Origin of the sequence: Wolbachia endosymbiont of Drosophila nikananu (assembly GCF_028981865.1) — a bacterium.
Lineage (GTDB): Bacteria > Pseudomonadota > Alphaproteobacteria > Rickettsiales > Anaplasmataceae > Wolbachia > Wolbachia pipientis_B.
In genome coordinates, this window is the sequence record NZ_JAPQLL010000070.1 from 16,736 (window position 1) to 31,285 (window position 14,550).

Below are 14,550 nucleotides of genomic sequence, written 5' to 3' on the forward strand. Positions count from 1 at the left end.
AAGTGATATAACAATACACAATTACTTATTCTCTTCTTTATTATCTATGTCTTGATAATCAGAATCTACTACTTTTTCTTCTTTATCATTTAGATCCCCTTCTGATGAAAAGCCATTTCCAGCACTATTTTGTTGTGAGGCATTATACATAGCTTCTCCAAGTTTCATAGATAATTGAGAAAGATTAGTAACTTTCTGCTGGATTGAATCAGCGTTATCAATGTTATCAGATTTACTAACTTCTTTTAATTCGTTAACTGCATTTTCAATAGCAGATTTATCTTCTGGTGAAACTTTATCACCATACTCTGTCAGAGACTTTTCTGTAGAATGGACTAAGCTATCCGCTTGGTTTTTCACCTCAATAAACTTTTTGCGCTTTTCATCTTCTTGCGCTTTTTCTTCAGCTTCTTTTACCATGCGATTTATTTCATCATCAGATAGACCACCTGAAGATTGAATGCGTATCTTTTGCTCTTTTCCAGTAGCTTTATCTTTTGCAGAAACGTGTGCTATTCCATTTGCATCTATGTCAAATGTTACTTCGATCTGAGGAACTCCACGAGGAGCAGGAGGTATCCCTTCCAAACTAAACTGACCAAGTAACTTGTTATCAACCGCCAATTTTCTTTCACCTTGATGTACCTTAATTGTAACGGCTGTTTGGTTATCTTCTGCAGTTGAAAACACCTGAGATTTTTTAGTGGGGATAGTAGTATTACGTTCAATAAGTGGAGTAAATACTCCTCCTAGAGTTTCAATACCAAGAGAAAGTGGAGTCACATCAAGTAGTAGCACATCTCTTACATCACCTTGAATGATCGCCGCTTGTATTGCAGCTCCAATTGCTACAACTTCATCAGGATTTACTCCTCTATGTGGATCTTTGCCAAAGAATTCTTTAACTTTCTCTATAACTTTTGGCATACGAGTCATGCCACCAACGAGAACTACTTCGCCAATTTGACTAGCAGACAAACCAGCATCTTCAAGAGCTTTTTTACAAGGAGCCATAGTTCTTTCGATTAAACCATTCACTAAGCTTTCAAGTTTTGCTCTCATTAATTTCATATTTAAGTGTTTTGGACCACTTGCATCAGCTGTAATAAATGGTAGATTTATTTCCGTTTCCATTGCACTTGATAATTCAATTTTCGCTTTTTCAGCAGCTTCTTTGATTCTTTGCATAGCCATTGGATCATTTTTCAAATCAATGCCATCATTTTTCTTGAATTCATCTAGTAAATAACTCACTATTGCATTATCAAAATCTTCACCTCCAAGATGAGTGTCACCATTTGTAGCCTTTACTTCAAAAACCCCTTCACCTATTTCAAGTATTGAGACATCAAATGTACCACCTCCAAGGTCATACACCACTATTGTGTGCCCATGTTTCTTATCAAGACCATAAGCAAGCGCTGCAGCAGTCGGTTCATTTACTATTCTGAGTACATTTAATCCGGCGATTTTTCCTGCATCTTTTGTTGCTTGACGTTGAGAGTCGTTGAAGTATGCTGGCACTGTTATCACAGCATCTTTTACTTCCTCTCCAAGATAAGCTTCTGCTGCCTCTTTCATGTTTTGTAGTATAAATGCACCAATTTGACTAGGAGAGTATTCTTTATTATCAGTGGTTTTAACCCATGCATCACCATTTTTTGCTGCAAACACTTTATACGGCACGTTTAGATTTTTCATTTCAGAATCACCGTATTGGCGGCCTATTAATCTCTTAGTAGCAAAAAAGGTATTACTTGCATTGGTGGTTGCTTGCCTTTTTGCTGGAGCACCAATCAATTTTTCTCCTGACGAAGTGAATGCGATTATAGACGGAGTAGTTCTTGCCCCTTCTTTATTTTCTATTACCTTTGTATCTTTGCCCTGCATTATTGCAACACAAGAATTTGTTGTCCCGAGATCTATACCTATTGCTCTCCCCATAATGAGTACCCCATTGTAAATATTATCTGATATAAGAATATATAAGTATAGGACTCATTAATTACAAGCCCAATTTAGGTTTCTAATTAGTTATTAGAACTTAAAAGGCGCGAAAGCCACTTAGTCAGCCAAAAATTGCTTCGTAGTTTATTTGAATTATCAGCTTCTTCATTGCTGCTATCCCCAATTTGGTATCCAGAGTTCTGTAATGGCTTATAATCGTTTAAATTAACATCATCTCCTTGTTTTAAAACAAATGTGTTTACATCTAAACTGTTATCAACATTAACGTTAAATGTAATATTAAACTCTTTTTCGATTGTAGAAACTGTATTGCGTTTGTTATTAAAAATGTGCGCTATAACTGCACTGTGTGCTACTAAATCAAAAGACTTATTTCGATTCTTATTAGCAATATGTTGTAAGTCCCTTAGTATCGATGCAACAATTACTTCGTTTGATTTTACTCTTCCAGTACCTTTGCAGTGTAAACACTCTGTAGTATTAATTTCTTGTATATTTGGTTTAATTCTTTGTCTTGAAAATACCATTAAACCAAAGTCATTTATATAGCTAAATTGAACCTTAGCTTTATCATCTTTAAACGCTTGCCTTATAGCAGACTCAACAGCTCTGCAATACTGATATTTCAACATATCAATAAAATCGACTACTATTAATCCTGATAGGCCTCTAAGATTCACCTGTCTTGATATTTCAGGTACTGCTTCCATGTTGGTTCTATAAGCTGTTTCTTCTATACTATCTTCTCCTGTCATCTTTCCTGAATTTACGTCTATTGAAACAAACGCCTCAGTTAAAGTTATTATCAAAGACCCACCAGATGGCAATTCTACTCTATTGCTATATAACTCAGAAATTTGGTCTTCTATTCCGTAGTAGGTAAAGATAGGAACACAACCTCTATACAATCTATAGCGCAACTTACCACCTTTTAGTGCATTGTTAGCATATTGCCTAACTGCTTCAAAAGCTTCCTTTCCAGACACTATAACTTCTATACCATCACTACAAAAATCACGAACAGATCTCATAATTACATCTGCTTCATTGTAAATTAATGATGGAGCATTTACAGAGAAGGCATTTTTTTGAATGCTCTGCCATAATGAGGATAAGTAATTGTAATCCTGCTCAATTTCTTTCTTATTTTTTCCTGAACCAACAGTTCTTATTATTAAACCTGATCTTTTTGGTAAGCTTATTGAACTCAGTATATCCTTTAACTGCTTTCTGACATTAGCATCTTCAATTCTGCGGGACACTCCACCTTTACTCATGGAATTTGGCATGAAAACACAGTATCTACCCACTAAAGTTATGTATGTTGTAAATGAAGCTCCTTTATTACCTCGTTCCTCTTTAGTTAGCTGAACCAATACTTTTTGATTTACTGAAATAACATCTTGTAATTTGTATTTTTTATATAGAGGTACCTCTCTTACAAAACCACTACCTGACTCGTTAACATTCTTACTAGCTGCAGAATCTGAAGAAACATTTGCTGGGGCTTCTTCTGTACAATCGTCATTTGAGTAGCCCTCAAAGATAGTTTCCTTTTCTTTTTCTGGAATATTGAAGTAATTTAGAGATATCTCGGAAAAAGATAAAAAACCTTGCTTGTTTTTTCCATATTCAATAAATACAGCTTGCAAAGAAGGCTCTATACGCTTTACATAAGCAACGTATATATTACCTCTTAACTGTTTTTTTTCCTTGAATTCTTGTTCGAATTCTACAACCTTATTATTAACTGATAAGGCAACTCTTACCTCATTAGAACAGGCAGAATTTTCTATCAATAATAACCTTTTGCCGCTATTTGCCACTTATTTACCGTTTGCTTTTCATTCTGAAGTTAACTTCATACTACTTAATGCACTGTTGATTGTCAAGAATTTTACGATCTGCATTATTCGGTTGACTTTTAGTGTTTTGCGTAATAAACTCGCATAGAATTTATTATATCATTATAAGTATGGCGAAAAAAAATGCTTCTTTGCTCGTTAAGTTAGTTAGCACTGCAATCAAGATAACAAAAACTGGTGAAGAAAAATCAACTGGCTATTTTTATGTAAAAAAGCGTAATCCAAAAAAGCTCACTAGAAAACTGGAGTTTAGGAAATATGACCCAGTAGTCAGAAGGCACGTATTATTTAAAGAAGAAAAATTAAAGTAGTTTTTTTATAAGGAATTTTATTATTATGCAAAATTTACAATTAAGTTATCCTATAATAGTAGAGTTGGGGGATGTAAAAGATACAAAACTGAAATTAATAAAGGTCATTGCACAATTAATAGGTAAGAAGTACAAAACACAGAAAAAAGCAGCAAACGCTCTAAAGATTGATCAACCTAAAGTATCTCAAATCAATAGATCAAAAGTCGAAGGGTTCTCCTTAGAATACTTGCTTAACTTATTGGTTGCATTGGATCAAGACATAAGCGTAAGAATAAAGCATAATTCTAAACCTGCATAATATGGTATCCGTTCAGCCAATGGCGTCAACTTAAGGACACATTTGAGACTTCTTTGTTGAAATAAAACAGAAACAAAAGTGCTGTTTATTGCAGCTTTTGGGTAATTTAATGGTAAAAATTTTAGAGAGAAATTTTATACACTATCGCTGATATTTTTCCTTAAGTTGACGCCATTGTCCGTTCAGCGGAGTGGCAAAATAAGGTAGACAAGATAAATTAATCCCGGTGTCAAGCACTGGGATGACAAGGTATAAACCTTATCGTCATGCCGCCGCGAACCGTCATACCGCCGCGGTATCTCTAGATCCTGCTAACAAGTAGCGGGATGACGATTGTCAGGGCCAACACCCCTACGATGTCATCCCAGTCTGGGATCCAGGAATTTTATTAAGTTAGTAAGCATAAAATACAACGTTTTGATGATTATGAAAAAGCTGGATTCCAGACTGGAATGACACCATTTGTTGTAAACTCACTTCTTCTTGATTTGCAGAACAATAAAACAGTAAGCTAAAAGGGAACTTGTTACTCAACAAAACAAGATTTGAAATTTTGTGCAATGCTATTGATTATAGCTAGATATGCATCTTTTCCAGGCTCTATGTCTGATCCAATAGGATCAAGAACTACCATTTTTGCGTCATTAGAAAGAGCATTAGGCTTTATGCTATCTTCTTGTGAATGAGCAAATATACATTTAACGTTTTCTTCCTTCATTATCTTTTTTAGCTTCATTAAACTCCTCATACCTATGTACGAATCCTCTTCTATAGAAAGAATGGCGCTTGGGTGATTTAAACCAAAATATTTTTCAAAATATTGATAAGCATCGTGAGTGACGATGTATTTTTGATTTTTAAAATCATTCAGTTCTTTCACGATTTCTTTTACTTCTTGGTCTATTTTCTTTATAGCTTTTGTTGCATTAGAGTTGTATCGATGGAAATTTTCTTTATCTATGTTAGACAATGTTGCACTTATAAAAAGTATCATGCTCTTTGCATTTTCGGGACTCAGCCAAATGTGTAGGTCTTTTTCATCTTGAGTATTGGTAATTTTTCTAGAAAATGAATGTGGCCGAGCAGGAAGTAGGTTGATTACCTTTGATAATTGCACTAGTTCTTTATTATTTTTGGCGAAAGTTTGAACAAACGTCTCTAAGTTATCGTCAGTGTAAAATATGACATCACTTGATTCCAAATTACTCGCATCAGACGGCTTTAATATATAATTATGCGCAGATGTTGCATAGCCAAGCAATTCCGGTTCTAAAATCCCTTCTGTCACAGAAGCTACAAGTGAGTGGATAGGTTTGATTGTAGCTACAACTTTTAAATTGGATGAAAAGGCAATATTATAGTATAGTGTAAATGAAAGTAATAGAAAAAAAGCCAGTAAATGTCTCATATAAATGTTGAGAAGAAGTTAAATTTTGCCAAAAAGTTAAATAATGTCAATAATCGTGTTCTAAAAATAGAAAACCTTGCTCTCACATATGGTGGTAAAAGAATCCTTGACAATATCAATATGTTCATGGAAAGAGGAGACGTAATTACAATACTTGGTCCAAATGGTGGAGGTAAAACCTCTTTAGTGAAAGCAATTGCTGGCATAAATAAAAGCTGTACCGGTAGTATCGTATTTGCTGACAACATAAAAATTGGCTATATGCCGCAAAATTTTAGTATTAGTAATTTGATGCCAATAACAGTTGAATATTTCCTTTTAAATAGCTCCTTGAAAAGACTAAAGAAAAATCAATCCATTATTACAGAAGCGATAGAGTTGGTTGGTATCGGTAACATTTTGAAGAATCAAGTGTTAGAAATTTCTGCAGGGCAAACACAACTACTACTGCTTGCACGTTGTTTAATTGCAGAGCCTGACTTGATCATTCTAGATGAACCAGTCAGTGCACTGGATATTAACGCGCGGGCTAAATTTTATGATATTATAAATAAAATAGCAAAAAAACGATTGGTATCGATTCTTATGACTTCTCATGATCTTAACTCTGCTCTACCATCCTCAGATTACGTAATTTGTATAAATAATACTATCTATTGCCAAGGCAAGCCTGATGAGATTATGAAAAATAAAACCCTAAATGAAATATTTAGCAGTTACGCAGCAAAATGATTCAAAATATTTTGCGTCTTCTGCACATAACTACATTGCTGACACGTTACAATATATTACCTTGTTTACTTCCACCATCAAAGAAATCAATAAATAAAATACAAGGCCATAAGCTAAAGTGTGCTCTTGAAAAATTAGGTCCGGTGTTCATTAAGTTTGGGCAGTCTATCTCATCACGTACTGATGTTTTAAATGAGGATATAACAAATAACTTGTTATTGATATGTGATAGATTGCCATCATTTTCACATAAAATAGCAGTTAAAACTATAGAAAGTGAGTTTAATTGTAAATTGAGCGACATTTTTTCAAGCTTTTCTGAAAAGCCAATTGCAGCAGCATCGATTTCTCAGGTGCATAGAGCGGTTACAACTGAGGGTAAGGAAGTTGCTGTGAAGGTTTTAAGGCCAAATATTGAGAAAACATTCTCAAGGGATATAAAGATGCTTTCTTGGCTTGCGGAAATTGCAGAAAAATTTAGCGAACAATCAAAAAGGCTGAAACCAATTGAGTTAGTCAAAACTTTTGCTGAAATTTGCCGAGTAGAGTTAGATCTACGCTTTGAAGCTGCTCACTCTTCAGAGTTAAAGGAAAACACAAAAGATGACAGAGGTTTTTACGTACCTGAAGTAGATTGGAATAGAACTGCAAGACAGGTTTTAACATTAGAATGGATAGAAGCAACGCCAATATACGAAATTGAAAAACTGAATAATCATAAGCAAATAGCTATCAACCTTATAGAATCGTTTTGTAATCAGGTATACAGGGATTGTTTTTTTCATGCTGATATGCATCCTGGAAATCTAATGGTTGATAGTAATAACAATATTATTGCCCTGGATTGTGGAATCATGGGTAGAATAGATCATGAGACATGCTATTACGTTATAGAGATACTCAAAGGCTTTTTAAATCGGGATTATGATCACGTTGCAAAAATGCACTTTAAAGCTGGTTACGTTTCATCACAGCATAGAAATTTTGTCACAGCCTGCAGGGCAATAGGTGAACCTATTATTGGGCAGCCTATACAGAAGATTTCATTTGCTAGTTTACTTGCTCAGCTATTAAAAATAACTGGTGATTTTGATATGAAAGTTCAAACACAATTGTTATTGCTGCAGAAAACTATGATTTTACTGGAAGGGACATGTAGAAAGATCTACCCAGAAATCAATATGTGGAAAGTAGTTGAAGCGTGGATAAGCAGTCAACATGAAAGTAAAATAGGGTATAGGGAAAAAATTAGAAATTCTTATCCTGTAAAAACAGTCCAAGGGATATTTAGCCTTATAGAAAAATTAAACCTAATAGCTGATAAAAAATTACAAGTTAAAAATAAATCAAATGGAAAAGTCTATTTTTTACTGTGGTTTGTAATTATAATTCTAATCGTTAAATTTTTAATTTCTTAAACTATGGGAAAAAACTGCGTCAAACCCAATTTTTAATTCAACTTAATTTTTAATCTGCAGGAGTCGAGTTGAGAATGTCCAATTTTCCACTTTCTTTATAGCATAACATACTTCAGCGCCTCTTGCTCCTCTTGAAGCCTAATGGCTCACCACTTATGTGTAAATTAATCGTTAATGTTGTACACGTTCTTTTCTTTTTCTACTCTCTCTTGCTCTTCAATACAATATATAGCAAGCGGATTAGCTTTAAGTCTTTCGACTCCTATTTCTTCTCCTGTTCCATCGCAGTAACCATAAGTACCTAATTTTATTTTTTCTAACGCCTCCTTAATCTTTTCTTTTCTATCTTTTCGGCGCTTGATTAATTCCTCATTTCCACTATCTCCATCAGAATAGTATGTATCAATACTATTATCTTCTAGTTCTTGTTTCTCCAACTCAGCGAGTATTGATTGTAACTTTAAGTTGAAGTATTCCAGTTGTTTTACGCTCATATATTCTTCATCTTCTGAAGGAGTGTAATCCTCTGGTGACTTTATTTTCGGTAGCTTTTCCATAATTGCATTATCAAAAAAATAATAAAACCTATATAACTTATGAACAAAAAATTATACTACCCTCAAAGTAAACACTATAATTTATAATAAACATTTAAAAGCCTAGTATGATCAACTTAGTAAAAAAATTAGCAATGGATATTAATAACCTTACCCATATAGTATGTATTTTTATTATAATGTTAAGTTTATCTTCATTTACACTTGAAAACAACAATAAACAAGAAGTTATGTTAACATTAACATGGATATGTGCTACATTTGTTTTGCAGATCTCTACAAATAATTTGTTTACATCTGATTATCATGATGGAATATTAGAGCAAATCTTTGTACAGCCACTCTCTTCTAGGCTTATAGTTGCTTATAAAATTTTCGCTCACTGGTTATTATTTGGGCTACCGATTTCAGTAATTTCTTCCATATTCAGCTTTGCAGTTCTAGGCAATAGTATTGAACACTCAATAGCAGTTGGAGTGTCTTTATTATTTAATACGCTGATAATCATTAATATTTCAGCTACTGGAAATGCATTGATGATTGGTCGAAACAACTTAGCATCAGGAGTATCGCAAATTCTTGTTTTGCCAATGATAATGCCAACCTTTGTGTATTTTAAAATGCTAACTCAATTTGAAAATTTGTCCTTGAACATTTATACACTACTAATCACCATGTTAATTTTTGTCATTTTGATTGTTAACAGTACTATAACTACTCACATGGCATTAAAATTTGCTGTGGAACAGGATTGAAAAATCTTACTGTTATTCAGTAGGTATCTGCTTAGCAGAGTGACAAAATAGGTAGACAAGATAAACCAAAAAATCAAGAAAAAGTGAGTTTACAACAAATGGCGTCAAGCAAGTTTTTTCATTTCTATTCCCAATAAAAGCTCGTCATATGGTTATGCAAGAAGTCTACTTTTTATTCTTAATCAACTCTAAAGCCTTCTTCAAATCTATACTCTCAATATCTGCACTCTTGCCCAAAGCAACGTTTATTTTACCGCATTTTATATAAAATCCATACCTACCGTTGCAGATGAAAACTTCTTTTCCTTTTTCATTAACCCCGAGAGACTTTAACTCTTTGCGTGGACTGTTTGCAATAATTTGCACAACTTCGCTCAATTCTGTATTCAGCACCTCTTTGGAGCTTTTCTTAAGAGAAAAGTATCTACCATCATAGAAAATATAGTACCCGAATCGTCCAAGGCCTATTTTTACTTCCTTTCCGGTTTCTGGGTGTTCTCCAATTATTTTTGGCAAGGAGAGCAACTGAATAGCGGTATTTAGATCAATGTCATTAACATTTATATCTTTTGGTATAGAAACCGTTTTTTTCTTTCCAGGCTCACTATTAAACTCCAGGTAAAGCCCAAAAGGACCTTTTTTAATTACTACCTCTTGGCCTGTTATATCATCTACACCTAAACTTTTTGGATATTCTGAATTGTCATTACTGCCTGTAATTTCTTTTGTATGGTTGCATTCAGGATAGTTAGAACATCCAAGGAACACTCCTGTTCGCCCAAAGTTCAATTTCAATATGCCATCAGAGCAAATAGGACATTTCGTATTCACCTCTTTTTTTCCTTCTTCTGAACAAAACCGATCGATTACCAAATCGTGAATGCCGCTGAAAACTTCATCATGCGTCATTTGCTTGACAGAGTTTACATGACCAAAAAATGGCACCCAAAAATGGCTCAATTCTTTTTTCCAATCTGCACGGCCATTTGAGATTAAATCAAGCTTTTCTTCCATTTGTGCTGTGAAATCATACTCTACACAACGCTGAAAAAAAGTTTCTAAAAATATAGTAACAATTTTACCGCGGCTGCTTGGAATAAATCTTTTGTTATCCAATGAAACATACTCACGATCTTGTAATACCGAAATAATTGTTGCATAAGTTGACGGGCGACCTATACCGATTTCTTCCATTTTTTTAACGATACTTGCTTCACTATAACGAGGTGGGGGTTGAGTGAAATGCTGTTTTGGCTCAACTAAAATCAGCTTACACGCTTCCCCTTCCTTCATGGCAGGTAGCAGGCCTTCATTTTCGGCTTCCATGTTATCTTGATAGACTTTATAAAAACCATCAAAGAATATACTTGATCCACTTGCTCGCAGAATCACTTTCTGATCAATAGAACTAATTTCAACTACCACTTGATCAAGAATCGCCGATTCCATTTGACTTGCAATGGTTCTTTTCCAGATTAAATCATACAATTTAAATTGCTCTGGCGTTAAGTAATCCTTAATATTATTTGGTGTTCTATTTATATCAGTTGGCCGGATTGCTTCATGTGCTTCTTGAGCATTTTTGACCTTTTTTACATATTTACGAGGAGACTGTGGTAAATATTTATCACCATATAACGACTTAATTGACCCTCTAATTGAGTTTATAGCCTCATCTGCAATATAAAACCCATCTGTACGCATGTAAGTTATCAACCCTACAGTTTCACCACCAATATCGATACCTTCATATAAATTTTGCGCTATGCGCATAACATTTTTCACGTTAAAATACAGCTTGTTCACTGCATCTTGCTGAAGACTTGAAGTAATAAATGGAGGAAGCGGGTTTCTCTTAACTTGCTTGCGTTCTACTGTGCTTACAGCATACTGCCTTGACTCAATCTCCCTGGCTAAGTTCTTTGCCTCTTCTTCATTCTTAATATCAAATTTTTCTAGCTTTTTATTATCATAGTGGCTTAGCATAGCAAAAAAAGTCTCATCTTTGCTATTTTGCATTTCTGCCTTTATGCTCCAATACTCCTGTGTTATAAACTTACTGATTTCATCTTCCCGTTCGCATATAAGCTTTAATGCAACAGACTGCACTCGCCCTGCAGACTTGCTCCCCGACAATTTCGTCCATAACAGTGGTGACAAACTAAATCCAACTAGGTAATCCAAAGCTCTGCGTGTTTGCTGTGCGCGCACTAAGTCCATATTAATTTCACGTGGATTCTTTATTGCTTCTTGCACTGCTCTCTTTGTTATCTCATTAAAGACTACTCTATAAATGTTGTTTTCATTACTGATGGCTTTCTTTTCTTTTAATGTCTCTATCACATGCCAAGCCATTGCTTCCCCTTCTCTGTCTGGGTCTGTTGCAAGATATATATCTGATGCTTTACTCGCTGCTTTTACTAACTCTTTTATATACTTTTCTGCTTTTTCAATGGTTTCATACTTTATAGCAAAATCATTATCCGGATCGACGGAGCCATTTTTTGCTGGAAGATCTCTTACATGGCCAAAAGATGCAGCTACTTTGAACTCTTTACTCAAATATTTACCTATTGTCTTTGCTTTCGCAGGTGATTCAACTATTAATAATGCCATATTGTTAATTATTTTAGTATTTAAAGATAATATGTTGAGAAATATACGATGAAAAGTAAAAAAATATTTTAATAGGTCTTGTGAATTTTACAGAGTAGGTTGTTCATGGTTTCCAGAAAACCCTTGGACCTTGCTATTTTCAAGTGAATTTGAAGGTCTATTACAATAGTATATGATTGCAGCAGCAACCAGACAACAAGCTCCAACTGCTATTCCCACTGCTATAGCTAACCCAAGAAAGGTTTACCTACGTCATACCGCGATTCATTCGCGGTATCTCAGCATAGATTCCGCTAACGAGTAGCGGAATGACGAATTTGTTGTTTTTCAAATTGTAGGTAAACCTAAGCCACTTTATCTATATAGCTAACCCAAGAAAGGTTTACCTGAAGGATAGAATAGGTTATAATGGCATATTAAAGAGATGAAAAATGCCAAGCCTATATAGTGAAGACCTCAGAGAACAAGTTCTCAAAGCAGTTGATGAAAAAACAATGACGATAAAAAGAATTAGTGAAATATTTAAACTGAATATAAAAACAATATATTTATGGAGGAAAAGGAAAAAAGAAACAGGAAACATAAAGCCATCTTCAGGCTATCAAAAAGGTGACTGAGCCTCACCGGTGGCAGAATCTGGGTCACGAGGTCTTCTTCCTACACTCCATGTAAGAGCAGAAAGTGCCTCAAAAGAACTGCCACCTATCCACTCTAAGAAGTTATTATCTTCTCTTGCTTTCAACCAAGCAATACTTATTCATATCATCTGGGTAAGGTCAGTTTGTAAAACTTAATTTGTACGCTTCCTAGTAATTCTGATATAGTTACTTTAGTTAAAGTCTATAAAAGTTTATAAATGGCAACCTTAAGTGTAAGAGAAGCTTTATGCACAGCGATCAGAGAAGAAATGCAAAACGACCCTGACGTGTTGATCATCGGTGAAGAAGTTGCAGAGTATGATGGTGCCTATAAAGTAACAAAAGGATTACTGAAAGAATTTGGAGAAAATAGGGTAGTTGATACACCTATTACCGAACATGGATTTGCTGGCCTTGCTGTTGGAGCAGCATTCGCTGGATTAAAGCCAATTGTCGAATTTATGACTTTTAATTTTTCTATGCAGGCTATCGACCAAATCGTGAATTCTGCAGCAAAAACAAATTATATGTCAGGTGGACAACTTGGATGCCCCATAGTATTTCGTGGGCCAAATGGTGCTGCAGCAAGAGTTGCTGCACAACACTCTCAATGCTTTGCATCTTGGTATTCGCATATACCGGGATTAAAAGTGATAGTACCTTACTTTGCCTCCGATTGCAGAGGTCTGCTTAAAGCTGCAATTCGTGACCTGAGTCCGGTAATATTTCTAGAAAACGAAATAGCTTACGGACATGAACATGAAATTTCTGACTCTGAGCTGTCAAATAAAGATTATCTACTTGAGATAGGCAAGGCTGCTGTTATACGGGAAGGAAAGGATGTAACTATCACTGCTTTCTCACTGAAATTAATGGATGCTTTAAACGCAGCAGATTTACTTTCAGGTGAAGGTATAGAAGCTGAAGTTATTGACCTCAGAGCCTTAAGACCACTTGACACTCAAACTGTTATTAACTCTATTCAGAAGACTAATAGGTTAGTTAGTGTAGAAGAAGGATGGCCATTTGCAGGAATAGGAGCAGAGCTGTCAGCCGTTGTTATGGAACAAGGATTTGACTACCTTGATGCTCCAGTTATTCGCGTGACTGGCAAGGACATCCCCTTACCTTACGCTGCAAACCTAGAAAAAAAAGCATTACCGCAAGTGAAAGATATAGTTGAAGCCGTGCATCAGGTCTGCTTTAGAAAAAAATAACCCTATTGGTTCTTTTTTGTGTCTCCTGTTCCACATTGGTCCATCAAGTAAGTATTTCCAGTGCTGCCTATACCACCCATTACTTTTGTCACAATAGTTTTAGCACCGAAAAATACAGCACAAAATATACCGAGTGCAAAAAGAGCTGGCCATGGCATTCTACCAAATATCGCAAGCAAAGCTGCACCTATTATCACTACGGTCATAAGCGGTCCGCCTATTCCCCAAACGTAGCCAATAATATTACATATTACTTGAGCAGTTGTATCAGTATTAGTGTCAGCGGCAGCACTCCCAACATGAGAAAAAGAAATAAATAATACTATAAAAAGAATATTAAAAACTTTCCTAGGGTTCATCCCTATACCTTAAATTTAGATATTGCAATTATACCTAAAATACTATAATTTTTAGTAAAACTAGCATAAAGATTGAATAACAAACGGTGCCACAAAGGTAGTTGACACACAACTGCACGAACATTGTAATATGGCACGATATCACATAGTAAACGATGTCATCCGAGTAGCTTGACTACTTGGATCCAGGAAACTTAACTCTACATCAAGTAAATGTACAATAAGAACTAGATTCCAGATTGGAATGACACCCTACTTAACCGTCATACCGCCGCGGTATCTCTTAGCCGCTAACACGTAGCGGTATGATGATTCTTCAAATCGTCAAGGTGTCATCCAAGTAGCCTTCTCTTCCTGTCATCCCAGTGCTTGACACTGGGATCCAGAAGACGTAATTTCAACCAA

14 protein-coding genes are annotated in these 14,550 nt (G+C 35.1%); 7 read left to right on the top strand and 7 right to left on the bottom strand.

Going from position 1 to position 14,550, the window contains the following annotated elements; all coding sequences use genetic code 11:
- Positions 1-21: 21 nt before the first annotated feature.
- Both dnaK and OZD67_RS05325 read right to left on the bottom strand, forming a co-directional pair.
- The gene (gene dnaK, locus OZD67_RS05320) at positions 22-1,944 is read right to left on the bottom strand and encodes a molecular chaperone DnaK (RefSeq protein ID WP_182183427.1); all 1,923 of its coding nucleotides are present in this window, start codon (positions 1,942-1,944) and stop codon (positions 22-24) included.
- Between the two features lie 86 nt (positions 1,945-2,030).
- On the bottom strand, positions 2,031-3,794 hold the full coding sequence (locus OZD67_RS05325) for an Rne/Rng family ribonuclease (RefSeq protein ID WP_182183425.1): 1,764 nt from the start codon (positions 3,792-3,794) through the stop codon (positions 2,031-2,033).
- A gap of 149 nt (positions 3,795-3,943) precedes the next feature.
- Between OZD67_RS05325 and rpmG the strand changes: the two genes are divergently transcribed.
- Together rpmG and OZD67_RS05335 are read left to right on the top strand one after the other, a co-directional pair.
- Positions 3,944-4,144 (top strand): 50S ribosomal protein L33, encoded by a 201-nt coding sequence (gene rpmG, locus OZD67_RS05330; protein WP_064124823.1) that lies wholly within the window; start codon positions 3,944-3,946, stop codon positions 4,142-4,144.
- 25 nt (positions 4,145-4,169) lie between these two features.
- Positions 4,170-4,445 carry a helix-turn-helix domain-containing protein gene (locus tag OZD67_RS05335; protein ID WP_182183424.1) on the top strand — a complete coding sequence of 92 codons (276 nt, stop codon included), beginning with the start codon at positions 4,170-4,172 and terminating at the stop codon, positions 4,443-4,445.
- 526 nt (positions 4,446-4,971) lie between these two features.
- On the opposite strand, the gene OZD67_RS05340 is transcribed toward OZD67_RS05335, so the two are convergent.
- Positions 4,972-5,853: a zinc ABC transporter substrate-binding protein gene (locus OZD67_RS05340; RefSeq protein ID WP_182183422.1), complete on the bottom strand. Its 882-nt coding sequence runs from the start codon at positions 5,851-5,853 to the stop codon at positions 4,972-4,974.
- Between OZD67_RS05340 and OZD67_RS05345 the strand changes: the two genes are divergently transcribed.
- Positions 5,845-6,585 carry a metal ABC transporter ATP-binding protein gene (locus OZD67_RS05345; RefSeq protein WP_182183421.1) on the top strand — a complete coding sequence of 247 codons (741 nt, stop codon included), beginning with the start codon at positions 5,845-5,847 and terminating at the stop codon, positions 6,583-6,585. The genes OZD67_RS05340 and OZD67_RS05345 overlap by 9 nt on opposite strands.
- A complete protein-coding gene (ubiB, locus tag OZD67_RS05350; RefSeq protein WP_182183419.1) occupies positions 6,582-8,003 on the top strand; it encodes a 2-polyprenylphenol 6-hydroxylase in 1,422 nt (473 codons plus the stop codon). Before OZD67_RS05345 ends, ubiB begins: the two co-directional genes overlap by 4 nt.
- A 164-nt stretch (positions 8,004-8,167) precedes the next feature.
- Here ubiB and OZD67_RS05355 read toward each other — a convergent pair whose 3' ends face one another.
- Entirely contained in the window at positions 8,168-8,560 is a 393-nt protein-coding gene (locus OZD67_RS05355) for a TraR/DksA family transcriptional regulator (RefSeq protein WP_182183418.1), read from the bottom strand.
- Positions 8,561-8,667: 107 nt separating this feature from the next.
- Here OZD67_RS05355 and OZD67_RS05360 point away from each other — a divergent pair, with 107 nt between their 5' ends.
- The gene (locus OZD67_RS05360; RefSeq protein WP_182183416.1) at positions 8,668-9,315 is read left to right on the top strand and encodes a heme exporter protein CcmB; all 648 of its coding nucleotides are present in this window, start codon (positions 8,668-8,670) and stop codon (positions 9,313-9,315) included.
- A 165-nt stretch (positions 9,316-9,480) separates the two neighbouring features.
- Here the strand turns inward: OZD67_RS05360 and topA are convergent, their stop codons facing one another.
- Entirely contained in the window at positions 9,481-11,931 is a 2,451-nt protein-coding gene (gene topA / locus OZD67_RS05365; protein WP_182183415.1) for a type I DNA topoisomerase, read from the bottom strand.
- Positions 11,932-12,018: 87 nt separating this feature from the next.
- Entirely contained in the window at positions 12,019-12,150 is a 132-nt protein-coding gene (locus OZD67_RS06645) for a TomO hydrophobic C-terminal domain-containing protein (RefSeq protein WP_434732572.1), read from the bottom strand.
- 212 nt (positions 12,151-12,362) lie between these two features.
- On the opposite strand from OZD67_RS06645, the gene OZD67_RS05370 reads away from it, so the two are divergent.
- Both OZD67_RS05370 and OZD67_RS05375 read left to right on the top strand, forming a co-directional pair.
- Entirely contained in the window at positions 12,363-12,548 is a 186-nt protein-coding gene (locus OZD67_RS05370; protein WP_182183413.1) for an IS630 transposase-related protein, read from the top strand.
- 239 nt (positions 12,549-12,787) lie between these two features.
- Positions 12,788-13,786, top strand: a complete 999-nt coding sequence (locus OZD67_RS05375) for a pyruvate dehydrogenase complex E1 component subunit beta (protein WP_182183411.1) — start codon at positions 12,788-12,790, stop codon at positions 13,784-13,786.
- Positions 13,787-13,788: 2 nt separating this feature from the next.
- Here OZD67_RS05375 and OZD67_RS05380 read toward each other — a convergent pair whose 3' ends face one another.
- On the bottom strand, positions 13,789-14,145 hold the full coding sequence (locus OZD67_RS05380; protein WP_182183409.1) for a TrbC/VirB2 family protein: 357 nt from the start codon (positions 14,143-14,145) through the stop codon (positions 13,789-13,791).
- Positions 14,146-14,550 lie beyond the last annotated feature (405 nt).

Coding starts and splice junctions, on each gene's coding strand:
- OZD67_RS05335 (WP_182183424.1), top strand. CDS start 4,170: ATGCAAAATTTACAATTAAGTTATCCTATAATAGTAGAGTTGGGGGAT.
- OZD67_RS05375 (WP_182183411.1), top strand. CDS start 12,788: ATGGCAACCTTAAGTGTAAGAGAAGCTTTATGCACAGCGATCAGAGAA.
- OZD67_RS05370 (WP_182183413.1), top strand. CDS start 12,363: ATGCCAAGCCTATATAGTGAAGACCTCAGAGAACAAGTTCTCAAAGCA.
- topA (WP_182183415.1), bottom strand. CDS start 11,931: ATGGCATTATTAATAGTTGAATCACCTGCGAAAGCAAAGACAATAGGT.
- OZD67_RS05380 (WP_182183409.1), bottom strand. CDS start 14,145: ATGAACCCTAGGAAAGTTTTTAATATTCTTTTTATAGTATTATTTATT.
- ubiB (WP_182183419.1), top strand. CDS start 6,582: ATGATTCAAAATATTTTGCGTCTTCTGCACATAACTACATTGCTGACA.
- dnaK (WP_182183427.1), bottom strand. CDS start 1,944: ATGGGGAGAGCAATAGGTATAGATCTCGGGACAACAAATTCTTGTGTT.
- rpmG (WP_064124823.1), top strand. CDS start 3,944: ATGGCGAAAAAAAATGCTTCTTTGCTCGTTAAGTTAGTTAGCACTGCA.
- OZD67_RS05355 (WP_182183418.1), bottom strand. CDS start 8,560: ATGGAAAAGCTACCGAAAATAAAGTCACCAGAGGATTACACTCCTTCA.
- OZD67_RS05345 (WP_182183421.1), top strand. CDS start 5,845: ATGTCTCATATAAATGTTGAGAAGAAGTTAAATTTTGCCAAAAAGTTA.
- OZD67_RS05360 (WP_182183416.1), top strand. CDS start 8,668: ATGATCAACTTAGTAAAAAAATTAGCAATGGATATTAATAACCTTACC.
- OZD67_RS05340 (WP_182183422.1), bottom strand. CDS start 5,853: ATGAGACATTTACTGGCTTTTTTTCTATTACTTTCATTTACACTATAC.